At 71.2% G+C, this 23,056-nt stretch carries 23 protein-coding genes; 12 read left to right on the plus strand and 11 right to left on the minus strand.

Annotated elements, in window-relative coordinates; genetic code table 11:
- The first annotated feature begins 1 nt into the window (after position 1).
- Positions 2-508 (plus strand): DinB family protein, encoded by a 507-nt coding sequence (locus ACTMTF_RS38035; protein ID WP_397016561.1) that lies wholly within the window; start codon positions 2-4, stop codon positions 506-508.
- Here ACTMTF_RS38035 and ACTMTF_RS38040 read toward each other — a convergent pair.
- Both ACTMTF_RS38040 and ACTMTF_RS38045 read right to left on the minus strand, forming a co-directional pair.
- Complete coding sequence (locus ACTMTF_RS38040; RefSeq protein ID WP_397016559.1) at positions 498-1,802, minus strand: M50 family metallopeptidase; 1,305 nt, start codon at positions 1,800-1,802, stop codon at positions 498-500. The two genes, ACTMTF_RS38035 and ACTMTF_RS38040, sit on opposite strands and share 11 nt — an antisense overlap.
- An 88-nt stretch (positions 1,803-1,890) precedes the next feature.
- A complete protein-coding gene (locus tag ACTMTF_RS38045) occupies positions 1,891-3,006 on the minus strand; it encodes a PP2C family protein-serine/threonine phosphatase (protein WP_441114994.1) in 1,116 nt (371 codons plus the stop codon).
- Positions 3,007-3,124: 118 nt separating this feature from the next.
- On the opposite strand from ACTMTF_RS38045, the gene ACTMTF_RS38050 reads away from it, so the two are divergent.
- Together ACTMTF_RS38050 and ACTMTF_RS38055 are read left to right on the plus strand one after the other, a co-directional pair.
- On the plus strand, positions 3,125-4,354 hold the full coding sequence (locus tag ACTMTF_RS38050; RefSeq protein ID WP_441114995.1) for a GNAT family N-acetyltransferase: 1,230 nt from the start codon (positions 3,125-3,127) through the stop codon (positions 4,352-4,354).
- Between the two features lie 15 nt (positions 4,355-4,369).
- Positions 4,370-4,516: a hypothetical protein gene (locus ACTMTF_RS38055; protein ID WP_441114996.1), complete on the plus strand. Its 147-nt coding sequence runs from the start codon at positions 4,370-4,372 to the stop codon at positions 4,514-4,516.
- Here ACTMTF_RS38055 and ACTMTF_RS38060 read toward each other — a convergent pair.
- On the minus strand, positions 4,513-4,980 hold the full coding sequence (locus ACTMTF_RS38060; RefSeq protein WP_397016551.1) for a ribose-5-phosphate isomerase: 468 nt from the start codon (positions 4,978-4,980) through the stop codon (positions 4,513-4,515). The genes ACTMTF_RS38055 and ACTMTF_RS38060 overlap by 4 nt on opposite strands.
- 106 nt (positions 4,981-5,086) lie before the next feature.
- On the opposite strand from ACTMTF_RS38060, the gene def reads away from it, so the two are divergent.
- Positions 5,087-5,584, plus strand: a complete 498-nt coding sequence (gene def / locus ACTMTF_RS38065) for a peptide deformylase (RefSeq protein ID WP_397016549.1) — start codon at positions 5,087-5,089, stop codon at positions 5,582-5,584.
- A 57-nt stretch (positions 5,585-5,641) separates the two neighbouring features.
- Here def and ACTMTF_RS38070 read toward each other — a convergent pair whose 3' ends face one another.
- The gene (locus ACTMTF_RS38070; protein WP_441114997.1) at positions 5,642-7,045 is read right to left on the minus strand and encodes an aldehyde dehydrogenase family protein; all 1,404 of its coding nucleotides are present in this window, start codon (positions 7,043-7,045) and stop codon (positions 5,642-5,644) included.
- Positions 7,046-7,153: 108 nt separating this feature from the next.
- Entirely contained in the window at positions 7,154-7,774 is a 621-nt protein-coding gene (locus tag ACTMTF_RS38075; RefSeq protein ID WP_441114998.1) for a mycothiol-dependent nitroreductase Rv2466c family protein, read from the minus strand.
- Positions 7,775-7,864: 90 nt separating this feature from the next.
- Between ACTMTF_RS38075 and pepN the strand changes: the two genes are divergently transcribed.
- From pepN to ACTMTF_RS38090, 3 genes are all read left to right on the plus strand, one after another.
- A complete protein-coding gene (gene pepN, locus ACTMTF_RS38080; protein ID WP_441114999.1) occupies positions 7,865-10,423 on the plus strand; it encodes an aminopeptidase N in 2,559 nt (852 codons plus the stop codon).
- Positions 10,424-10,537: 114 nt separating this feature from the next.
- Positions 10,538-11,929 carry a protein kinase domain-containing protein gene (locus tag ACTMTF_RS38085; protein ID WP_441115000.1) on the plus strand — a complete coding sequence of 464 codons (1,392 nt, stop codon included), beginning with the start codon at positions 10,538-10,540 and terminating at the stop codon, positions 11,927-11,929.
- 72 nt (positions 11,930-12,001) lie between these two features.
- Entirely contained in the window at positions 12,002-12,865 is an 864-nt protein-coding gene (locus tag ACTMTF_RS38090; RefSeq protein WP_441115001.1) for a hypothetical protein, read from the plus strand.
- Here ACTMTF_RS38090 and rarD read toward each other — a convergent pair.
- Positions 12,759-13,721, minus strand: coding sequence for an EamA family transporter RarD (gene rarD / locus ACTMTF_RS38095; protein ID WP_441115002.1), 963 nt, complete (start codon positions 13,719-13,721; stop codon positions 12,759-12,761). The two genes, ACTMTF_RS38090 and rarD, sit on opposite strands and share 107 nt — an antisense overlap.
- A gap of 35 nt (positions 13,722-13,756) precedes the next feature.
- On the opposite strand from rarD, the gene ACTMTF_RS38100 reads away from it, so the two are divergent.
- The gene (locus ACTMTF_RS38100; RefSeq protein WP_441115003.1) at positions 13,757-14,704 is read left to right on the plus strand and encodes a hypothetical protein; all 948 of its coding nucleotides are present in this window, start codon (positions 13,757-13,759) and stop codon (positions 14,702-14,704) included.
- Between the two features lie 4 nt (positions 14,705-14,708).
- Here the strand turns inward: ACTMTF_RS38100 and ACTMTF_RS38105 are convergent, their stop codons facing one another.
- The 3 genes from ACTMTF_RS38105 to ACTMTF_RS38115 all read right to left on the minus strand — a co-directional run bounded on the left by ACTMTF_RS38105 (position 14,709) and on the right by ACTMTF_RS38115 (position 16,858).
- Complete coding sequence (locus ACTMTF_RS38105; RefSeq protein WP_441115004.1) at positions 14,709-15,071, minus strand: TPM domain-containing protein; 363 nt, start codon at positions 15,069-15,071, stop codon at positions 14,709-14,711.
- A 5-nt stretch (positions 15,072-15,076) separates the two neighbouring features.
- Positions 15,077-15,367: a hypothetical protein gene (locus ACTMTF_RS38110; RefSeq protein WP_441115005.1), complete on the minus strand. Its 291-nt coding sequence runs from the start codon at positions 15,365-15,367 to the stop codon at positions 15,077-15,079.
- Positions 15,368-15,451: 84 nt separating this feature from the next.
- Complete coding sequence (locus ACTMTF_RS38115) at positions 15,452-16,858, minus strand: amidase (protein WP_441115006.1); 1,407 nt, start codon at positions 16,856-16,858, stop codon at positions 15,452-15,454.
- A 140-nt stretch (positions 16,859-16,998) separates the two neighbouring features.
- Between ACTMTF_RS38115 and ACTMTF_RS38120 the strand changes: the two genes are divergently transcribed.
- The 4 genes from ACTMTF_RS38120 (at position 16,999) to ACTMTF_RS38135 (ending at position 21,884) form a co-directional block, all read left to right on the plus strand.
- A complete protein-coding gene (locus ACTMTF_RS38120; RefSeq protein ID WP_441115007.1) occupies positions 16,999-17,838 on the plus strand; it encodes a nuclease-related domain-containing protein in 840 nt (279 codons plus the stop codon).
- A 142-nt stretch (positions 17,839-17,980) separates the two neighbouring features.
- Entirely contained in the window at positions 17,981-19,819 is a 1,839-nt protein-coding gene (gene ilvD, locus ACTMTF_RS38125; RefSeq protein ID WP_441115008.1) for a dihydroxy-acid dehydratase, read from the plus strand.
- Between the two features lie 92 nt (positions 19,820-19,911).
- Positions 19,912-20,409, plus strand: coding sequence for a helix-turn-helix transcriptional regulator (locus tag ACTMTF_RS38130; protein ID WP_397016523.1), 498 nt, complete (start codon positions 19,912-19,914; stop codon positions 20,407-20,409).
- 710 nt (positions 20,410-21,119) lie between these two features.
- Complete coding sequence (locus ACTMTF_RS38135) at positions 21,120-21,884, plus strand: serine hydrolase (protein WP_441115009.1); 765 nt, start codon at positions 21,120-21,122, stop codon at positions 21,882-21,884.
- Between the two features lie 116 nt (positions 21,885-22,000).
- On the opposite strand, the gene ACTMTF_RS38140 is transcribed toward ACTMTF_RS38135, so the two are convergent.
- The gene (locus ACTMTF_RS38140) at positions 22,001-22,210 is read right to left on the minus strand and encodes a zinc ribbon domain-containing protein (RefSeq protein WP_397016519.1); all 210 of its coding nucleotides are present in this window, start codon (positions 22,208-22,210) and stop codon (positions 22,001-22,003) included.
- A gap of 18 nt (positions 22,211-22,228) precedes the next feature.
- The gene (locus ACTMTF_RS38145; protein WP_441115010.1) at positions 22,229-23,032 is read right to left on the minus strand and encodes a GNAT family N-acetyltransferase; all 804 of its coding nucleotides are present in this window, start codon (positions 23,030-23,032) and stop codon (positions 22,229-22,231) included.
- Positions 23,033-23,056 lie beyond the last annotated feature (24 nt).

Here is a 23,056-nt window from a genome sequence, read left to right on the forward strand (position 1 = left end):
TATGCGGGAGTATCCCTATCCGGCCTACATCGCCGGCGAGCGCGAGATGCTGGACGAGTGGCTCGACTGGCATCGCGAGACGTTGCTGCTCAAGTGCCGGGGCCTCAGCGACGAGCAGCTGCGCCTGGCGTCGGCGCCGCCGTCGACGCTGTCGCTGATGGCGCTGGTGCGGCACCTGGCCAAGGTGGAGCGCTCCTGGTTCCGGCGCCGCCTGGCGGGTGAGGACATTCCGCACCTGTACCCCGAGCTGGCCGAGTTCACCGAGGCGGGGACGGCCACCTGGGCGGAGACGTCCGCGCAGTGGCGCGAGGAGGTGGCGCTGGCCCGCAAGGCGGCACGGTGCGTGTCCCTGGACGCGCTCGCCAAGCGGGGACGGGACGACCAGGCCGTCTCACTGCGGTGGATCATGATGCACATGATCGAGGAGTACGCGCGCCACAACGGCCACGCCGACCTGCTGCGCGAGCGGATCGACGGGATGACCGGCGACGGGGACGTCAGCCCGTGAGCCGGAGCGGATTGATCAGGTCGGCGTAGACGAGCAACCCGGCCATGATGATCATGACGAGCGCCAGCGCGTACGTGAGCGGCAGGACCTTGGCGATGTCGACGTAGTTGGGCTCGGGGCGGCGCATGACCCGGGCGTAGCCGCGCTTGACGCCCTCCCACAGCCCGCCGGCGATGTGGCCGCCGTCGAGCGGCAGCAGCGGGATCAGGTTGAACATGCCGATCGCCAGGTTGAACCCGGCCAGCAGGTTGACGAATATGGCGAACTTCTGCAGACCGGTCAGGTCGGAGGCGAGGATCTCCCCGCCCATGCGCCCGGCGCCGACGACGCCCACCGGACCCTCGGGGTCACGCTCCTCGCCGGAGAAGGCGGCGTGCCAGACGCCGACCATCTTCTCCGGCAGGTTGACCAGCGACTGCGCCACCCGGCCGGTCAGCTCCGCCATGTGCCCGAAGACCGCGCCGACGCTCTGCGTCTGCATGACCTGGGTGGGCAGCACGCCGAGGAAGCCGACGTTGCGCTCGATGGTGTCGGGGTCGTCGGGCTTGGGCCGGTCCTGGGCGATGAGCGAGACGGTCAGCGTCATCGGCTTGCCGTCGCGGACGATGCCGAGCGCGATGTCGCCCGCGCCGTGGGAGCGGATCAGCTGGGTGGCGTCCTCCCACGTCTCGATCTTCTTGCCGTCGAGGGAGACGAGCTCGTCCCCAGCCTTGAGGCCGGCCTTGGAGGCGGGGGTCGGCTGGTCGGTGGACCGGCACTCGGTGCGCTGCTCGCTGATCGGGATCACGCAGGTGTTGGTGTCGGGCGACACGATCGGCGCGTACGTCGGCAGTCCGATGCCGACGAGCAGGATCGTGTAGAGGATGAACGCCAGCACGAAGTTCATCGCCGGGCCGCCGGACATGATGATGACCTTCTGCCACCACTTCTTGCGGTAGAAGACCCGGTCCTCGTCGCCCGGCCGCACCTCTTCCTGCGCCGCCTCGCGGGCGGTGTCGATGAGGCTCTGGAAGGGGCCGGTCGAGCTGCCCCTGAGCTTGGTGGGGTCGTCACCCGGCCGGGGCGGCAGCATGCCGATCATGCGGATGTAGCCGCCCAGCGGCAGCCACTTGATGCCGTACTCCGTCTCGCCCTTGCGCCGGGACCAGGCGGTCGAGCCGAAGCCGACCATGTACTGCGTCACCCGGACGCCGAAGATCTTGGCAGGCACGAGATGCCCGATCTCGTGCAACGCGATGGACGCCATCAGACCGATGAGGAAGACGACGATCCCCGCGAGGAAGAGCCAGTTCATCTACGTGCGCTCCAGGCAGCCGGAAGGTCTTGACAGCCCCAGGGTAGTCGAACTCTCCGTACCTGGACGGCTTGCGGACGATCCGTGCCTACGGACGCCAGATGAGCACCAGTGCGCAGTCGTCGTTGTGGCCCGAGGCCATGGCGTTGACCAGGGCGCGGGCGCCGTCGCGGAATCCGGAGGGCAGCAGCCGCTCGGCCTCGCCCAGCAGCTTGTCGAGCCCGGCGTCGATGTCACGCCCCGGCTGCTCGATCAGCCCGTCGGTGTAGAGCAGCAGCGCGTCGCCCTTGTGCAGGGTGCCGCTCTCGGGCTCGCAGTGGAGGTCGGGCACCACGCCGAGGACCACGCCCTTGGCCGAGGCGACCTCCCAGTTGCCGGTGCCGGCGTCGAACTTGACCACCGGAGGATGGCCGGCCGAGGTGATGGTGTAGTCGCCCGTGGCCAGGTCGAGGCGGACGTGCACGGCGGTCACGAAACCTTCGTCGCCGCGCTGGCGGTGCAGGTAGGAGTTGCAGGCGGGCAGGAAGTCGTCGACCGAGCCGAGCAGCCCGCCGAAGGTGCCCGACAGCAGCAGCGCCCTGGTGCCGGCGTCGACGCCCTTGCCGGAGACGTCGACCAGCGCGATGTCCACCTGGTCGCCGTCGCGCATGGACACCAGGAAGTCGCCGCCGAAGGAGGAGCCGCCCGCCTGCTTGAGCACCACCCGGCCGCCCCAGTCCTTGGGCAGCTCGGGCAGCTCGCCCTGGCTTCGCAGCCGGTCGCGCAGCTCCAGCAGCATCGCGTCGCCGCGCAGCCCCTGCACGCCGAGCTTGCCGCGGGTGCGCGCCATGAGCACGGCCAGCACCGTGGTGAACCCGATCGTCACCATCAGCCCGACCCCGATGCTGGCCGCGCCGAGGGTGAAGGCGACGTAGCCGAGCGCGACGACGACCGCCCCCAGCAGCTTGATCAGGTTGCGCACCCGCAGCTGCAACCCGCCCACCAGGGTGACCAGGACGAGCAGCGAGGGCGAGAACCACTCCGTCGACACCCGCGCGGCCAGCAGGCCGATGACCAGCGCCAGCACGGTGAGCGTGAGCAGCAGGTTGCGCTCACGGGCAAGGGGCCCGCGTCGGAGGAATCGTACGGCCTGCACCAGAAAGGGCACCCGCACGAGCAGCGCGCGGAGCCGTGGCGGGATCAGCGGGGCCGGACGGGAACTCATGATGCGCCTGACTGTATCGGTCTGAACCATCTTTGGGCAGCCCACTTGACCAAGACCTTGATCGTTAAGCACCGATAATCAGATGCCGTCCTTCTTGGTCCGTGCGTACCGTGGACGGATGACCTACCCGATCCGTCCCATCGCCGAGGCCGACTGGTCCGCCTTCGGCGACGTACTGGCCGAAGGGTTCAACTGGACCCCTCATCCCGTTCAGTCCGAGCGCTTCAAGCGGGAGATCGAGTTCGACCGCACCCTGGCCGCGTTCGACGGTGACACCATCGTCGGCTGCACGGCCGTCTACAGCTTCCGGATGACGGTCCCGGGCGGGCCGATCCCGGTCGCGGGCGTGACGGCCGTCAGCGTGCTCCCCTCCCACCGCCGCCGGGGCGTGCTGTCGGCGCTGATGCGGCGGCAGCTCACCGACGTGCGCGAGCGAGGCGAGGCGGTCGCGGCGCTGTACGCGTCCGAGACGCCGATCTACGGCAGGTTCGGGTACGGCAGAGCGGCCGGACAGCTGGCGTTGTCCGTCGACAAGCACGGCGCCGACTTCGTCAGGGACGCGCCGGTGGATCCGGCGCTGAGACTCAGGGTCGCCAAGCCGGCCGAGGCGCGCGCCGACTTCGAGCGGCTGTTCGCCGCCGTCGTCACCCAGCGTCCCGGCCTGTACGAGCGCAACTCGGCGTTCTGGGACAACGTGCTGGCCGACGAGGAGTTCGACCAGCACGGCGCGGGCGTGCTCCGGTCGTTGATCGCCGAGGACGACCAGGGCGTACGGGGTTACGCGCTGTTCAGGGTCAAGTCGGAGTGGGACGCCAACGGGCTGCCCGCCGGTGAGCTCAGGCTGAACGAGTTGTTCGCCGCCGATCCGGCCGCCTACGCGCTGCTCTGGCGCGGCGTGCTCGACCGGGACCTGGTGACCAAGATCGTCAGCCCGGCCCGGCCGGTGGACGACCCGCTGTTCGCGCTGGTCGCCAACCCGCGGCACCTGCGCGCCCGCTGGTGCGACGACCTGTGGGTGCGACTGGTCGAGGTGGACACGGCGCTGACCGCGCGCTCCTACGCGGCGCCCGTGGACGTGGTGCTGGAGGTGACGGACGAGACCTGCCCCTGGAACTCCCGCCGCTGGCGGCTCAGCGCCGACACCACGGGCGCGGAGTGCAAGCCGGTCGACGACGAGCCGGACATCACGCTGAAGGCCGCCTCGCTGGGCTCCGCCTATCTGGGCGACGGGACGCTGATCGAGGATTTCGGGGCCGGACTGCTCGGCGAGCACACGCCGGGCGCCGTCCGCGCGCTGAGCACGGCCATGTCGTGGAGTCCCAAGCCGTGGGGCGCCCTCGTCTTCTGACGTAGAGTCCGGGGCATGGCACTGCAGAGCTTGCAGATCACCGCGATCACCGCGATGCGCGCGCGAGACGTCTCGCGGCCGTCGAAGGAGCAGCAGGAGGCCGCCGACAGGCGGCCCCTGCGTGACGAGATACCCAAACGCGACGTCAAGCGCAAGAGCTAGGGCAGCGAGGGCAGCTGGCCGATGGTCTCGTAGGCCTGCACCTGGGCGATGCGCCTGCTGTGCCGCTCGCTGCCGGAGAACGCGGTGGCGAGGAAGACCTCGACGAAGCCGGTGGCCTCTTCGGTGGTGTGCATGCGTGCGCCGACGGCGACCACGTTGGCGTTGTTGTGCTCGCGCGCGAGCTGAGCCGTCTCCTCGCTCCACGCGAGGGCGGCGCGGATGCCGCGCACCTTGTTGGCGGAGATCTGCTCACCGTTGCCGGACCCGCCGATGACGACGCCCAGGCTGCCCGGGTCGCTCGCCACGCCCTCGGCGGCGCGCAGGCAGAAGGCGGGATAGTCGTCCTCGGCGTCATAGACGGAGGGACCGCAGTCGGTCACCTCGTGACCGTGCTCCTTCAGCCAGGACACCAGGTGGTTCTTCAGCTCATAGCCGGCATGGTCGGCACCGATGTAGACACGCACCCGCCCAGTCTTCCACAGCCCCGCGCGCCAGGTTCCAGTGCCGGCGGCCCTGGCTAGAGTAAGGGATGCCAACGCCATGCAGCCCTTACGAGAGATGGGAGCGTCCGTGCGTGATTCCAAGCGTGAGATCCGCGTGATCGGCGACCCGGTCCTGCGCACCCCCGCCGAGCCGGTCAAGGACTTCGACCGTGAGCTGCGCCGCCTGATCGACGAGATGTTCGAGGCGATGTACGCGGTGGACGGGGTGGGCCTGGCGGGTCCGCAGATCGGCGTGTCGCGCCGCCTGTTCGTCTACGACATCAGCGGCCGCAAGGGCCATCTGATCAACCCCACGCTGACCGTCGACGACGCCGAGGAGATCGTTGACGAGGAGGGCTGCCTGTCGGTGCCCGAGCGCGCCACGGGCCGGCCGGCCTTCGCCCCGCTGGGGCGCGCGGCGGGCGTGACGGTCGAGGGCTTCGACCGGCTGGAGCGTCCGGTCCGCGTCCAGGCTCGCGGCTCGCTGGCCCGCTGTTTCCAGCACGAGAACGATCATCTCGACGGCAGGCTGTACGTGGACCGCCTGCCGAAGAACCAGGCCAGGAAGATCATCTCGCAGGCGTAGACGGTGCTGCCGGGCAGGGCGCTGGGTGTGCGCCCCATCCGGCCTCCTGCGTCCAGGTCAGAGCTGCAGGGCCTTGACCTCGAGGAACTCCTCCAGCCCGTGCTCGCCGAGCTCGCGGCCGATGCCCGACTGCTTGTAGCCGCCGAAGGGGGCCAGCGGGTTGAATCCGCCGCCGTTGATGGCCACCTGACCGGTGCGCAGCCTGCGCGCCAGCGCGACGGCCCGCTCCTCGGTGCCGGCCCAGACCGCGCCCGCCAGGCCGTACGGGGTGCCGTTGGCGATCTGTACCGCCTGGTCCTCGGAGGTGTAGGGGATGATCGACAGGACCGGGCCGAAGATCTCCTCCTGCTCGATCGTCATGCCGGACTCGACCCCCGCGAAGACCGTCGGCTCCACGTAGAAGCCGCGCGGCAGCGGCCGGTCGGTGCCGCCGGCCACCAGCCTGGCGCCTTCCTCCTGGCCCCGGTTGATGTAGCGGACGACGCGGTCGCGCTGCGCCGCGGAGACCAGCGGGCCCATCCTGGTGCCCTCGTCGAACGGGTCGCCCACGGTGTACTTGCGCGCGGCCTCGACGGCCAGGCGGACGGCGTCGTCGTAGTGGTCGCGGTGGACCAGCATGCGGGTCCAGGCGGAGCAGGTCTGGCCGGCGTTGACGAAGCAGTTGGCGACGCCCACCTTGACGGCCACGCCGAGGTCGGCGTCGGGCAAGATGATGTTCGCGGACTTGCCGCCGAGCTCCAGGGCGACCCGCTTGACGTCCTCCACGGCCAGCGCGGCGACCCTACGGCCGGCCCTGATGGAGCCCGTGAACGAGATCATGTCCACCTCGGGGTGCGCGGCCATGGCCTCGCCGACGACCGGCCCGCGCCCGCTGACCAGGTTGAAGACGCCGGGAGGCAGGCCCACCTCGTGGAAGATCTCGGCCAGCGCGTAGGCGGCCAGCGGCGCCACCTCGCTCGGTTTGAGCACGACCGTGCAGCCGGCGGCCAGCGCCGGGGCGACCTTGGCGATGATCTGGTGCAGCGGGTAGTTCCAGGGCGTGATGGCGGCGACGACTCCGACCGGCTCCTTGACGACGAGCGAGTTGCCGACGCGTGACTCACGCGGGTGGCTCTCGGCGAGCCCGGCGTAGGAGATGAGCACGCGGGCGGGCATCAGCGTCTGCACCTTGAGCGCGAATCCCAGCGGCGAGCCCATGTCGGCGGCGATGATCCTGGCGACCTCGTCGGCACGCCCCATCAGCAGCTCGGCCGCGGCGGCGAGCATCTTGGCGCGTTCCGCGGGAGCGGTGACCGACCAGGTGGCAAAGGCTTTCCTGGCCGCGCTCACCGCCTCCTGGACGTCCACCGGAGTGCCCGCGGGCACCCGGTCGATGATCTCCTCCGTGGCCGGATTGACGACCTCGATCGCCTCGCCCGAGGCTGAGGCGGTCCAGGCACCGCCGATGTAAAGCTGACGCATACCCCTCATCCTGGCGTGCCGGTGGTCACTTCGCGAGGGACTCGCTCTTTACGGGATGAGCGGTGTCCCCCGCGAACACGACTTCTTCTACCGCCACGAGGGAAAAAGTCAGTCGAAACGCGGCGAGCGCGTGCGCGTCCGCTTCAGCTCGAAGAAGTCATCGAACTCGGTGACCAGCAGGACGCCGTCCCACAGCCTGCCCGCGTCCTCGCCCCTGAGGATGGAGGTGATCACGGGCCCGAAGAACGCGTTGTCGCCGACGCGGATGACGGGCGTGCCGACCTCCTGGCCGACCAGGGCCATGCCCTCGTCGTGGGAGCGCTTGACGGCCTCGTCGAACGCGTCGGACTCCATCGCGTCCGCCGTCGCCTTGTCGAGGCCGGCGGCCACCAGGGCCTCCTCGACGGTGGCGCGCAGGCTGCCTTCGCGCTTCGTGTGCCCCTGGTTGTGCATGAGGGTGCCGAGCTCGGTGTAGAGCCGCCCGACGGCCTCGTCGCCGTGCTCGGCGGCGACCGCGGCCACCACCCTGCCCGGGCCGACCGCCCTGGCGATGCGCGCGCGGTACTCGTCCGAGACGTCCTTGTCCTTGTTGAGGACTTCCAGGCTCATGATCCGCCAGGTGATCTCGATGGGCCGGACCTTCTCGACTTCGAGAAGCCATCGTGACGTCACCCAGGCGTACGGGCAGAAAGGATCGAACCAGAGGCTGACAGGAGTCTTCTGCGTCATGTGGGGCCATAACCTTGTGAGGTCCGTCGCCTATTCCTGGCATGGCAGGATACGGACAATCTTCAGCGAAGTGGTGAAAAGGAGCGCAACTTGGCAGGCAACCTGACCCGGGACGAGGCTCGTGAGCGTGCCCGGCTGTTGAAGGTCGAGTCGTACGAGGTGGCACTCGACCTCACGGAGGGCGAGGAGCGCTTCGAGAGCGTGACCACCGTCCGCTTCTCCAGCGCCCAGCCCGGCGCCGCCACCTTCATCGACCTGCACGGCGCCCGCGTGCGCAAGGTCGTGCTCAACGGCCAGGAGCTCGACCCGGCCACCTACGACGAGGACAAGGGGCGTTTCCCGCTCCCCTCGCTCGCCGGCTCCAACGAGCTGCTCGTCGACGCCGACTGCGCCTACATGCGCTCCGGCGAGGGCCTGCACCGCTTCGTCGACCCGGTGGATCAGAAGGTCTACCTGCACAGCCAGTTCGAGACGGCCGACGCGCACCGCATGTACGCCTGCTTCGACCAGCCCGACCTCAAGGCCACCTTCCAGCTCACCGCGCTCGCGCCGGAGGACTGGGAGGTCATCTCCAACGCCACGGCCGACTCCGTGGTGGAGCTGCCCGAGCAGCCGGGCAAGCACGGCACCGTGCCCGCCGCCAAGCGCTGGACCTTCGCCGCCACCCCGGTCATGTCCACCTACATCACCGCGCTCGTGGCCGGGCCGTACCACAAGGTGACCTCCGAGCACGACGGCATCCCGCTGGGCATCTACTGCCGCGACTCGCTCGCCGAGCACCTCGACGCCGACAACATCCTCGAGGTCACCCGGCAGGGCTTCGACTTCTTCCACAAGGTGTTCGGCGTCCGCTACCCCTTCGGCAAGTACGACCAGCTCTTCGTGCCGGAGTTCAACGCCGGCGCGATGGAGAACGCGGGCTGCGTGACCTTCCTCGAGGACTACGTCTTCCGCTCCCGGGTCACCGACGCCGTGGTCGAGCGGCGCGCGGAGACGATCCTGCACGAGATGGCGCACATGTGGTTCGGCGACCTCGTCACCATGCGCTGGTGGGACGACCTGTGGCTGAACGAGTCGTTCGCCACCTACATGTCGGTGCTCGCCCAGGCCGAGGCCACCCGCTGGGGCGGGGGCGCCTGGACGACCTTCGCCAACGTGGAGAAGGCCTGGGCCTACCGGCAGGACCAGCTGCCCTCCACCCACCCGATCGCCGCCGACATCCCGGACATGCAGGCGGTCGAGGTCAACTTCGACGGCATCACCTACGCCAAGGGCGCCTCGGTGCTCAAGCAGCTCGTCGCCTACGTCGGGCTGGACAACTTCCTGGCCGGCGTGCGCGACTACTTCAACGAGCACGCCTGGGGCAACACCGAGCTGAAGGACCTGCTGGGCGCGCTGGAGCGCACTTCCGGCCGCGACCTGTCGTCGTGGTCGAAGGAATGGCTGGAGACCTCCTGGGTCAACACGCTGCGCCCGTCGTTCGAGGTGAGCGACGGCAGGTTCACCTCGTTCGAGGTGCTGCAGGAGGCTCCCGCCGACTACCCGACGCTGCGCTCGCACCGCGTCGCGATCGGCCTGTACTCCCTCGCCGACGGCGCGCTGACCCGCACCAGGCGGGTCGAGCTCGACGTGGTGGGCGCCCGCACGGCCGTCGCCGAGCTGATCGGCGAGGAGCAGCCCGACCTGGTGCTGGTCAACGACGACGACCTGACCTACGCCAAGATCCGGCTGGACGAGCGGTCGCTGCGCACGCTGGTCGAGGGCGGCATCGCCGCCTTCACCGAGTCGCTGCCCCGCGCGCTGTGCTGGTCCGCCGCCTGGGACATGACCCGTGACGGCGAGATGTCCACCCGCGACTACGTCAAGCTGGTCGTCTCGGGCATCGCCACGGTCAAGGACCTCACCGTCCTGCAGACGGTGCTGCGGCAGGCGCGACAGGCCGTACAGCAGTACGCCGACCCGGCGTGGCGGGCCGAGGGCATGGCGCTGCTGGGCGGCGAGCTGCGCTCGCTGCTCGCCGCCGCCTCGCCCGGCTCGGACCACCAGCTCGCCTACCTTCAGGCGTTCGCGCCGGTGGCCACCTCCGACGACGACCTGGCGCTGCTGGCGGCGATCCTGGACGGCCGCGAGGTCCCCGCCGGGCTGTCGGTGGACACCGACCTGCGCTGGACGCTGGTGCACGCGCTGGTCGTCGGCGGCAGGCTGGGCCCGGCCGACATCGAGGCCGAGCTGGAGCGCGACCGCACCGCCACCGGCGAGAGGTCCGCGGCGCTGTGCCGGGCGGCGGTCCCGACGGCCGAGGCCAAGGCCGCGGCATGGGAGCGGATCGTGGGCGGCGAGCTCGCCAACCACATCGCCCGCACCACGATCAACGGCTTCCAGGACCCGCACCACCCCGAGCTGCTGGAGCCGTACCGCGCGAAGTACTTCGAGCAGGTGGGGCGGATCTACCAGGAGTGGACGTTCGACCAGGCCTCGACGTTCGCGGTCGGGTGCTTCCCCTCGCTGCTCATCGAGGAGGAGACCGTGCGGGCGGCGCAGGACTACCTGGCGGCCGAGGACCGGCCCCAGGCGCTGCGCCGGCTGATCCTGGAGGGCGCCGACGGCGTCAGCCGGGCCCTGCGCAACCGCGCCAAGGACGCTTCCTGAGCGGGCGGGGCGAGGATCACGGCGATCCTCGCCCCGCCTCCTCCAGAGCCGCCTGGATCACCAGCGGCACGTTCTGACCCCGCCCACACCTGCCACGGTGTTAGCCTCGATGACGTGCTCGAATCCGGGATCACGCTCAACGGCCGCTACCTTCTGACCCGCCGGGTCGGCGGCGGCGGCATGGGCGAGGTCTGGCGGGCCGACGACACCGTCCTCGGGCGCACCGTGGCCGTCAAGGTGCTCCAGCCGGCGCTGTCGGAGGACCCCACCTTCCTGCGGCGCTTCCAGAACGAGGCCAGGGCCATGGCCACGCTCCGCCACCCCGGCGTGGTCGACGTCTACGACTACGGCACCAGCGAGGTCGCCGAGCGCCAGGTGAGCTACCTGGTGATGGAGTTCGTCGAGGGCGAGTCGCTCGACCGCGTGCTGCGCCGCGGCGCGCTCGGCCCGGCCGACACCATGCGACTGGTCGTCGAGGTGGCCGGCGCGCTCGCCGCCGCCCACGAGCAGGGCATCGTGCACCGCGACGTCAAGCCGGCCAACCTCATGGTGCGGCCCGGCGGCTCGGTGGTGCTCACCGACTTCGGCATCGCGCACTCCGCCTCCGCCGGTCAGCTCACCGCCACCGGGGCGATGCTCTGCTCGGCCGGCTACTGCGCGCCCGAGATGGCCACGGCCAGCGAGGTGACGCCCGCCGTCGACGTCTACGCGCTCGGCGTGGTCGCCTACGAGTGCATGACCGGCCGGCTGCCGTTCGAGGGCGACACCCCCGTCCAGATCATCTTCAAGCACCTGCACGCGCCCGTCCCCGAGCTGCCCGCCGAGGTGCCGGCGGGGCCGCGCCAGGTGGTGGCCCGGGCGATGGAGAAGGCGCCGGAGCGGCGCTGGCCGTCGGCCGCCCTGATGGCGCAGGCGGCCGGCCAGGCCCTGGACTCCCCGGACACCGCCGCCGCCCCCGTTCCGGTGGCCTCCCCGGTTCCCGCCACCGCCTCCGTCACTGCCGGCGCAGGCGCCCACACCGCCTCCACCGCCGCCGGCACCACCGTCCCCACCACCGCCCCGCGCCGCCGCGCACTGTCGGCGGTGCTGGCCATGGCCGCCGCCGTCGCGGCCACCGCGGCGGTCGCCGGGATCGTCTGGATGCGCCCGGCCGAGACCTCCGACCAGGGCACCGTCGTCCCGCCGGTGACGCAGCAGGAGTCGCGCACCGCCACCAGCTCCCCCGTGACCAGCACCGGCGACAGGCCCGCCTTGCCGACGAAGACCACGCCGACCACCCGGCCGAGCACGGGCACCGGCACGCCCACGGTGCCGACGCCCAGCGTGACGGTCACCGTCACCCCGACCGTGACGCCCACCGTCACGCCCACCTCCGAGCCCACGACGGAGCCCGAGCCGGAGCCGTCGGAAGAGCCCAGCACGCCCCAGCCGCCGGAGCCGACCGTGGAGCCCACGGTCGTCGAGCCGCCCGGCGAGATCCAGTGCATTCGGGCGCCTTGCCCCTGACCGGCAGGTAACTCCGGGCAAGATCGACTATTCTTGCGTACTGTCACCCCCCGACTGCGCCTGGGAGTTCGATTGAACAGGCCCGCCAAGAAGCCTTCCATCATCGTCGATCCCGTGCTGATCGTCGGCACCGGCCTGTCGGTCCTGCTGGCAGTGATCTTCTACGTGCGCGAGGACACCGCCCAGGCTCTCGGCACCGTGGCCGGGCTCATCGGCGGCGTCATCACACTTCAGGTCCAGACGCTGCTGAAGGAGCGCCGCCGGATCGACCACGAGACCCGGGTCGGCCAGATGGTCTCCACCATCGAGAAGATCCCGTGGCTGCCCGACCTGATGGAGCCCATGCTGCGCGCCGCCAAGCACGTGGAGCGCGAGTACGACCGGACTCCCGCGCAGGACGCCTGCCGGCGCGCCTTCGAGGAGTGCCTGCGCACCCTGGCCGATCTCGAACGCGGCCACTTCCGCTCACCGTACGGCGACAACGAGGTGTTCCTGGGGCTGATCGAGCGGGCGCGGGAGCAGATCTGCGTCACCAGCGTGCCCACCGTCGACCTGACGTGGTGGCGTGAGCCCGTCGGCCGGCAGTACTGGCAGGCCCAGGTGGACGCGCTGGCCCGGGGCGTGGTGATCCGCCGCGTGTTCATCTACCACGAGTGGACCGACGATCTCGACGCGCTGGCCCGCGAGCAGCTGGAGGCGGGCGTACGCGTACGCCGCGTGCAGGCCGAGCGGCTGCCCGTCGGCATGCGGGTGATCACCGGGCTGTGGGACGGCAGCTGCGGGCACGAGCTCAACTACACGGCGGCGGGCGAGGCCGTGCACGACACCTTCACCGTGTCTCCTCCGGATCTCGAACGTCTGATGAGGCAGTTCGAGATGATCGAGCGGAGCGCGGTGGATCTCGACGAGCCGCGCGCCCCCGATCCCGTGCTCTGAGGCCGTCGGCCGTCAGCATCACGAGCGCCACCCACAGCAGTCCGAACGCCAGCCACCGGGTCACCGGCATGGACTCGCGGAAGACGAGCAGACCGAGAAGGAACTGCACGATCGGCTCGATGTACTGCAGCATGCCGGTCACGCTGAGCGGGATCTTCGTCGCGGCGGCGCTGAACAGCAGCATCGGCACCATCATCACGAACCCGGAGCCCACGCCGAGCAAGGTGTTGACCGCCGACACGTGCCCGAACGTCGCCTGGCCGCCCGCCTGCAGCACCACGGTGTAGACCAGGGCGAACGGGAACAGCACCGCCGTCTCCACCATCAGCCCCTCGACGGCCCCGACGTCCACCCTCTTCTTGATCAGCCCGTAACCGCCGAACGTGACGGCCAGGGCCAGGGCGATCCACGGCGGCCCGCCGTACGCCACCGTGAGGACGAGCACCGCGACGGCGGCCAGCGCGATCGCGGCCCACTGGGCGCCGCGCAGCCGCTCCCTGAAGATGCCGACGCCGAAGGCGATGCTGACCAGCGGCGTGATGAAGTAGCCGAGTGAGGCGTCGACCACGTGCCCGCTCATCGTCGCCCAGATGAACAGCGCCCAGTTGATCGAGGTCAGCACGCTGGCCAGGGTGAGCAGGGCCAGGTCACGCGGCCGGCGGAGGATCGCGGCCACCTGCCGCCGGCGGCCGAGCGCGAGCACCAGCAGCCCGATCGCCACCGGCGACCAGAGCACGCGCAGGGCCAGGATCTCCACCGGCCCGGTGGGCTCCACCAGCGGCCAGTAGAGGGCGGACAGGCCCCACAGCACGTAGGCCGCCACGCCGAGCAGGACACCACGGCGTGTAACGGACACCCGGCCACCCTATGCGGTCATGAGAGGCTGATCGGGTGGAAACGACCCGAGATCTGTTCGTCGCCCTGGCCCGGCGCTACGCGTTCGCCGATCTCGGTGCGCTGACCCCGAGTCCGCAGATCGCCGAGGCGTGCGAGTTCGGGCAGCGGCTGCTCTCGCTCGACGCCGAGGACTTCGCGGTGGACACCAAGGCGGTGCCCGCCGACCTGAAGCGGCAGGCGCGGGCCTGTCACATGCCGCAGACGCCGCGTGAGCAGCCGCGTGGCGCCCTTGAGTCGCTGCGCCCGGCCTACGAGCTGCTGCTGGAGGTCATCGCGATCCGCTGGCACCGCCGCGAGCTGAGCCCGATGATCGCCGCGGTGCACATCGCCGGCGAGTATCTGCCGCTGCTCGGCTTCGAGCCGCAGCTCGGCCACGCGGGCGACCCCGCGCGCTGGCCGGAGGGGCTGAACGCGCCCGAGAGCCGGTTCGGGGTGATCGGCGACCGCGAGTGCGACCACACCAAGTCCGAGCAGTCGGCGGCCAACAGGACGCTGCGGGTGGCGGGCGAGCCGCCGCAGGGCTGGCGCGCCTACTTCGACCGCCAGCACAGCCAGGTCGCGGGCGCTCTGGCGGTCTGCGTGGCCACCTGCCGCAACCCCTGCACGGCCATGGACTGGATCGAGCCGGGGCCGCGCGCCGACCTTCAGGTGCGCGCCCGCACCGCGCTGGCCTTCGCCGACACCCCGCTGGTACGACTGCGCCACGCGGCTCCTGTCGGCCACGGCTTCGGCGTGCCCTCGCCGGAGGAGGTGCTCGAAGCCTGGGAGCGCAGCAGGACGGCCCTGGACAAGAACCCGGTGGGCGCGGCCGCGACGCGGGACGACGGCTTCCCGCTGCCCGGCCTGCCGTCGCTGTTCGGGGCCGTGGCCGGCGTTCCTCTCGCCCCCTCGACGCTGCTGGAGGGCGTCAGCCGGCACGTCGTGTCGCTGATCGAGCAGTAGGCCGCTAGCGGCGGGCGGTGGCCTGCTCCGCCAGCGCGCCGATGCCGTACACCAGCCCGCCGGCCAGGTCGCCGACGCTGAAGGAGGTGGCCATCGACATCGCCGTCAGCCCGCACGCGGCGTCAGGCAGCCTGCGCCCGGCGTTCTCGCCCGTGACGATCTCCAGGGCGTGTCCCTTGACGTCCACGAGGAGCACGACGGCGTCGGCCGCCTCGGCCCCGAGCGCGGCGTGCAGCTTCTCCGCGAAGTGCCTCCCGCCGCCGACCGGCTCGCCGAGGAAGAGGCCGAAGCGCAGTCCGCTGCGCCGCTCGGCGCTCATCAGCGCCTGCCTGACGTCGTCGGCCTGCTCGCCGGTGAGCGCGCGCATCCCGGTCACCACCGCGCCGACGCGCCGCCGACCCGCCTGCCGGGCTCGGCCGTCTCCGCGGCGGTCACCCAGTCCACCTGTGGTGAGCCGGCCCAGCGTGGCGGCGGTGCGGTCAGCACCGGGCCGGACGCGCTCGTGCCGTGTTCGCTGCCGGCAGGGCCGCCGAACCACATCGGGCCGGCCGCCGCCCTGCGCGCCGCGCCGCGGCCCGGCAGCATGACCAGCAAGGTGATCAGCACGAACAGTCCCAGCGACACCCCGACGAGAACGAGCAGGATCTCCAGCGCGCTGTCCACACCTCGACCGTAATCCCGGCCGATCCGTCCGGCCAGCACCTGCCGGGAGATCTTGCCCCAAGATCCCCAAAGCCGAGGTCAAGGTCACCAGACCGACGGCCTGCGCTCTCCCCAGAAACCGCCCCTGGCGGCCTCCACCTGCGCCGACAGCGAGATCAGCGTGCCCTCGCCGCCGACCCGGCCCGCGAGCATGACGCCGATCGGCTGCCCGGCGGGGCTCCAGTGCAGCGGCAGGTTGACCGCGGGCTGACCGGTCACGTTGTAGACGGCCGGAAAGGCGGCGAAGCGCTTCATCCGCTCGAACGTCTCCTCCGGATCGGGCACGTCCTCGAACCAGCCCACCGGGCGCGGCGGCTGCGTCACGGTGGGCGTGAGCACGGCGTCGTAGGCGTCGGTCACCGCCAGGGCCTGCCTGGTGGCCAGCTGGAGCTCCGCCTGGGCCTGGACGAAGTCCGGGGCGGGAGTGGCCAGGCCGCGTTCGCGCAGCCAGGCGGTGATCGGCCGCAGCAGCTCCCGCCGGTCGTCGGCCACGGGATGCACGCACGCCAGGACGTGCCACATGGTGATGAAGTGCGGCACGACGTCGGGGCCGAACGGCCGCTCGATCTCGACGACCTCGTGGCCGAGCGCCTCCAGGGTGGCGGCGGCGTCGTCGTAGGCGGCCAGCACCTCGGGGTGGACCTCGGCGCCCGGCACCGTGGGGTCGGCGTAACGGGCGACGCGCAGCCGTCCGGGCTCGCGGTGGGCGTGCTGGAGGAACGTGCCGTCGTGGGCCGGCGCCAGGTACAGGTCCCCCGGGCGGTTGTGCGTCATCACGTCGAGCAGCGCCGCCGCGTCCGCCACCGTCCGGGCGATGGGGCCGTTCGTGGACATGCCCATCAGGTCCGGGATGACCGGGGCGAAGCTGATGCGCCCCCGGGTGGGCTTGATGCCGTACAGACCGCAGACCGAGGCGGGGATGCGGATGGAGCCCGCGCCGTCGCTGCCCTGCGCGGCGGGCGCGAGGCCGGCGGCGACCGCCGCCGCGGCGCCCCCGCTGGACCCACCGGCGGACGTGCCGAAATCCCAGGGTGAGCGGGAGGGCGACGACAGGGTGGTCTCGGTGTAGCAGGAGAGCCCGAACTCCGGCGTGGCCGTCTTGCCGTGCATGACGGTGCCTGCCGCGCGCAGCCGCTCGACCACCGTGTCGTCCACCGGCGAGACGAAGCCGCGGTACGTCGCCGACCCGAACATGATCGGCACGTCCCTGACCAGGTTAAGATCCTTGACGGGGATCGGCACTCCGGCGAGCGGTCCGTCCGGCAGCTCACGCTCCAGACGGCGGGCCTGCCGGAGCGCGCTCTCCGCGGTCACGGTCACGAAGGCGCCCACGTCCGGGTCGATGCGCTCGATCCGGTCCAGATAGTGCTGAGTGAGCTCGACCGGCGAGATCTCCTGGTCGCGGATGGCACGCGCTTGCTCTAGAGCCGAAAGGTCGTGAAGTTCTGGCACGCTTCCGCACCCTAGACATCTCTAGAGAAGATAGTAATAAGTACCCGGAAAACGGGCGTGGAACACAGTGAGCTGGGCCATAAAACTATGGACAAGGCAGCACTAGGAATCGATCGAACCAGCGAGCTACGGTGAGTTGCGTGGACTCCGACCCTCAGCGCGAAGACGGTCACAACACCTCTCCCATCTGGGTGAGCGACCGACCCGAAGGCGAGCAGGCCGCCGCCGCCTCCGCCTCCGCCAAACCATCGGCGCCCACCACGACGTACGCGCCGATCGAGCGCGCGTCCGTACGTGGCCTGCTGCAACAGCCGCGCTTCCGCCGCCTGCGCAACCGGGCGCTGGTGGCGCTGGCCGTCGGCGTGGTCGTGGGCTTCCTGGTCTCCGACTGGCGTCTGGGCGTGACCGCGGCGATCGTGGCCGCGATCCTGGACACCGTCTACCGTGCCCGCTCCAGCTCCACGGTGCCCGCCTGGCGGCGTGCCTCCGTCGCCGAGCGCCGGACCGAGGCGCAGCTGCGCAGACTGGAGCGCAACGGCTACCGCACGCTGCACGCCAGGGCGATCCCCGGCAGCGAGGCCCAGATCGACCACCTCGTGGTGGGGCCGACGGGCGTCTACGCCGTCGACTCCGAGAAGTGGGACAAGCGGCTGGCGGTCCGGGTGCAGATGGGCAAGAAGCTCTTCCACGGGCCGTTCGACATGAAGCCCCGCATCACCGAGGCCAAGTGGGAGGCCTCCCAGGCCAGCGAGCTGATCACCAAGTCCTTCGGGCGTGAGATCTCGGTCGTGCCCTCGCTGGCCATCTACGGCCCGCCGGTGCCCTGGAAGATCATGACGATCCGCGGTGTGGACGTCTACGAGGGCGCCCGCGCGCGCAGGTGGATCACCAAGCGGGAGCGTGCGCTGACCGACGCCGAGATCGACCGGATCTACGAGATCGCCGCCCAGGTGCTCCCCGCCCGCTACGGCGACGGCTGAGGGACCGGCTGAGGAAGCCGGCGCTCGCGTCGGGTCCGTCCCTGTGGACGGACCCCGGCCCCGGTGTCCGGGCTGTGGACAAGCGTCTCAGCTACCGGGCGAAGGGTCGTACCATGTGTAGACGCTAGCGATGGGAGAAATCATGCCCGCCCTCAGGTCACGTACGGTCACCCACGGCAGGAATATGGTCGGTGCCCGGGCCCTGCTCCGGGCGACCGGCGTAGCCGGCGGCGACTTCGGCAAGCCCATCATCGCGGTGGCCAACAGCTTCACCCAGTTCGTCCCGGGCCACGTGCATCTGCGCGAGGTGGGCGACGTGGTGGCGGGGGCGATCCGCGAGGCGGGGGCCATCCCCCGGGAGTTCAACACGATCGCCGTGGACGACGGCATCGCGATGGGCCACGGTGGCATGCTCTACTCCCTGCCGTCGCGCGAGCTGATCGCCGACGCGGTCGAGTACATGGTCAACGCCCACTGCGCCGACGCGATGATCTGCGTCTCCAACTGCGACAAGATCACGCCGGGCATGCTGCTGGCCGCCTTCAGGCTCAACATCCCCACGGTCTTCGTCTCCGGCGGCCCGATGGAGGCCGGCAAGACCCCGACCCGCAAGCTCGACCTGGTCGACCCGATGGTCGCCGCGGCTGACGAGTCCGTGTCCGACGCCGACCTGCTGGAGATGGAGGAGAACGCCTGCCCCACCTGCGGCTCGTGCTCGGGCATGTTCACCGCCAACTCCATGAACTGCCTGGCCGAGGCCATGGGCCTGGCGCTGCCGGGCAACGGCACGATCCTGGCCACGCACAAGTCGCGCAAGAAGCTCTTCGAGGACGCCGGACGTCAGCTCGTGGAGATCACCCGCCGCTATTACGAAGAGGACGACGAGTCGGTGCTGCCGCGCTCGATCGCCACCAGCGAGGCGTTCGAGAACGCCATGACGCTCGACGTGGCGATGGGCGGCTCCACCAACACGATCCTGCACATCCTGGCCGCCGCCCGCGAGGCGGAGGTCGACTTCGGGCTGAAGGAGATCAACGAGATCTCGCTGCGGGTGCCGTGCCTGTGCAAGGTGGCCCCGGCCACCAGCAAGTACCACGTCGAGGACGTCCACCGGGCCGGCGGCATCCCCGCCATCCTGGGCGAGCTCGACCGCGCCGGGCTGCTGAACAGAGACGTGCCGACCGTGAACGGCGGCAGCCTCGGTGACATGATCGCCGCCTGGGACCCGCAGTCGCCCACCGTGACGCCGGAGGCGGTCGAGCTGTGGCACGCGGCGCCGGGCAACGTCCGCACGGTCAAGCCCTACTCCCAGGACAACCGCTGGGACGACCTCGATCTCGACCGGGCCGAGGGATGCGTGCGCGACCTGAAGCACGCCTACTCCGCCGACGGCGGCCTGGCCGTCCTCTACGGCAACATCGCGCGCGACGGCGCCGTGGTGAAGACCGCCGGCGTCGACGAGTCGATCTGGAAGTTCACCGGGCCCGCGGTGGTGTTCGAGTCGCAGGAGCAGGCGGTCGAGGGCATCCTCGGCGGCAAGGTCAAGGAGGGCGACGTGGTGGTCATCCGCTACGAAGGCCCCAAGGGCGGCCCCGGCATGCAGGAGATGCTCTACCCGACCTCGTTCCTCAAGGGCCGGGGTCTCGGCAAGGCGTGCGCCCTGGTCACCGACGGCCGCTTCTCAGGCGGCACGTCCGGCCTGTCGATCGGCCACGCCTCTCCCGAGGCCGCCGAGGGCGGGGCGATCGCGCTGGTCGAGGACGGCGACCTCATCGAGATCGACATCCCCGGCCGCAAGCTGGAGCTGCGCGTCCCGGAGGCCGAGCTGGCCGCCCGGCGCGAGCGCCTGCTGGCCGACCTGGGCCGCTACCGGCCGCGCGACCGCGACCGGCCGGTGAGCGCCGCGCTGCAGGCCTACGCGGCCATGACGACGTCGGCCTCCACGGGCGCGTCGCGCGACCTGTCGCAGCTGTCTCACTGACCAGCTGTACGACCCTGTCCGGCAGGCGATGACCCTGTCGCCTGCCGTACAGGTATTCGAAAAATGTCGGTGGTCTTACCTATTCTTGGGGTATGGCTACAGTCGTGAAGCCCCAGACCCGCCCGCTGACGACCGCCGAGATCGCCGCCCTCGCCCTGTCCCTCGCACACCTGGGGTCGGGCCCCCAGGCCGTCACCGCAAGGCGCGGCCTGCAGCACGCCTTCGACCATCTGGACCTCGACGACGACGTCATCGCCGCCACGCTGCACACGCTCACCGAGCCGCTGCCGGTCGACGTGGCCTCCCGGGCGCGGCTCATCGCCGACGCCATCACCAGCCGCATGATGATCCGCCTCCACTACCGCGACGCCGCCGGAAACGTCAGCAGCCGCGAGGTGGAGCCGGTCACCTGCCTGGTTCACCGCGAATACTGGTACCTGGTCGGCATGTGCCGGACACGCCGCGCCATCAGGGCCTTCCGGTTCGACCGGATCCTGGCGGTCGAGCCCACCCTGACCCCGTCCCGCCCCCACCTGGCCGACCGCTTCCTGCCCTTCCAACGCCGCAAGCGCACCCGCGCCGTCGCCTGACCTCGAGGCCACCCGTGCCCCTCTTCCTGGGAGGGGTCACGGGTCCCGGGCCTGCGCGGGGCGGCCCGCGCAGGCGCGGGGCGGAACCGGCGGGAGACCCGCGGGGACGTCCCGCCGAGCGGTGTGGTCTCTCGCCCGCGCAGCGATCTTCGCCGAGGCAGGCATCACGCGACGCGACCGCCGCTCCACCACTCGACGGGACACCACCGTTCTGATCGAGTGGGTGGACTCGCGGGGGCAGGTCGACTCGCGGGGGCAGGTCGACTCGCGGGGGCAGGTCGACTCGCGAAGGCGGGTGGACGCGCGGGGGCGGGGTGTACCGGCGCGAGAAAGTGGCCGGCGCTTGACCATTCGAGCCCCCGGTCTTTGGGATGGGGGCTGCCAGGCTCGCGGGCATGCGTGTTCGGGGGATCTGGCTCATGGGCCTCGTGCTGGTCGCCGCATCGGGCTGTGCGCCTGTGGCGGGGTCGCCGGACAGGCCGCCGTCCGGGCATGACCTGGTCGCTCCGGAACTGCCCGGCCCACGGCCGGTGGCCGCCTCAAGGCCGGAGGAGCGGGTGCCTGGATCCAGCCCCGGGGACCCCGCGTGGTGGGAGAGGCACGAGCTGCCCGGATCTTGGCCAGGCAGCACCACACGGTGGGAGGAGCAAGGGCTGCCCGGATCTTGGTCAGGGAGCGCCGCACGGTGGGGGGAGCAAGGGCTGCACGGGGTGGAGGTTACCGCGAGGGCGGAGAGGCGGGGGCTGCCCGTTGAGCGGCGGCGGCTCGATCGCGCGTTGGAGGGCTATCTGGCCACGCGGCCGGGGCGGGTGGCGGTGGCCGTGTACGACAGGACCACCGGCACCGGGTACGCCTTCGGCGACGAGCGGAAACCGTTCATGCTGGCCAGCGTGGCGAAGGTGGACATTCTGCTGGCCCTGCTGCTCCGCACCCAGCAGGAGGGACGCCGCCTGGACCGCTACGAGCGCACGCTGGCCGCACGGATGATGCGCTACAGCGACAACGACTGCGCCCACGAGCTCTACCTGACGGTCGGCGGCCGACGCGGGCTCACCGAGCTGCTGCGGAGGCTGGGCGTGCGGCACACGTGGCCGAGGCCCGGCCTGTACTGGGGGGCGACGCGCAGCCGCCCGTCGGACCAGGTCATGGTCCTGGAGCGGCTCACCGCCCGCGACGGGCCGGTGTCGGCGGCCAACCGCCGCTACGCGCTCGGCCTGATGACCACGGTCGCCCCCTCGCAGGCGTGGGGCGTCGGCGCGGCGGGCGAGCGGGTGGCGGTGAAGAACGGCTGGCTGCCCGCCGAGGAGCACGACGGCCTGTGGACCGTCAACAGCGTGGGACGGCTCACCGCCGACGGGCACGAGCTGCTCATGGCCGTGCTGTCAGAGCGCAGCCCGACCATGAGCACCGGCGTCGCCACGGTCGAGGGCGTCGCCCGGCTGGCCGTTCAGGCCTTCGCCCGGCAGGACGCATGACGACGAACGGCGCCCGGATGGGCGTCGGGCATGCCCCTGACGCGATGGACGGCCTCCGTACAGGAAGCCTGCCGGGCAGGGCGGTCGCCCAGCCATACGAGGCCGTACAAGGGCGGCTAGCCGCAGCAGCCACCGCCGCAGCAGCCGCCACCGCCGCCGGTCGCGCGGGGCGCGGCGGCGGAGCCGGTCATGGAGACGGTGGACAGGAGCTTGACGGTGTCGTCGTGGCCCTCCGGGCAGGGGGCCGGGTCGCTCGACGCCGACATGGGGCGGGACAGCTCGAACGTGGAGCCGCAGGCGCGGCAGCGGTAGTCGTAACGCGGCATACGCCAAGAGTACGGCCGTCAGCGCTGGAAGGTCACCTGGGCGTAGTCGGACACCGGCTCGTAGCCGATCGACCGGTAGATGGCGTTGCTCGTCGGGTTGGCCAGGTCGGTGAAGAGCACGAGCTGGTCGCAGCGCTGGTCGAGCCCCACCTGGCTGGTGTAGGCGGTCACGGCGGCGCCGTAGCCTCTCCTGCGCCGCGCCGGCGGCGTGTAGACCGGGCCGATGCGGCAGACCCCGCCGGCCGCGGGCGACAGCGCGGCGAACGACACCGGCTCGCCCTCGGACTCCCATACGAACAGCTCTCCGTGGGACAGCCGCTGCCCGGTCCGTCCTGGCACGTCCTCGCCCGCGCCCAGCCTGACCTCGTCGTAGAAGGCGTACATCCAGCTGACCAGCAGGGGCAGGTCGCCCTCGACGGCGGGCCGGCCGCGGCCGGGCACGTCGGGGACGGTCAGCGTGCCGAGGCGGTAGAGGCGCTCGGGCAGCACGTGGCCGGAGCGGCCGAGCGCCCGCGCCACCTCTTCGGTGAGCTCGCGCGGGCCCACGACCTCGGGAATGTCGCCCTGTAACGCCCGGACGAGCTCGGCGGCGGCGTGGACCGGCATGCGGGCGAGCCCTACAGGGCGGGGAGGGGTGCGGAAGGCGGCGCCGCGCACCTGCCCGCCGTCCGTCCACCAGCCGAAGTAGGCGTCCCGGGCGGTCATGCCCGCGCGCAGGCCGGCCAGGACGGTCAGCGGCACCGTGTTGCTCACCGGATCGGTCAGCAGGAAGGGCTCGGCGGCCCTGGCGAACTCCTCGACATCCGTGGTGAAGGTCCACATGCCGCAGATCCTGCCAGGCGGTCA

It is taken from the genome of Nonomuraea sp. ZG12 (assembly GCF_052068115.1).
GTDB lineage: Bacteria > Actinomycetota > Actinomycetes > Streptosporangiales > Streptosporangiaceae > Nonomuraea.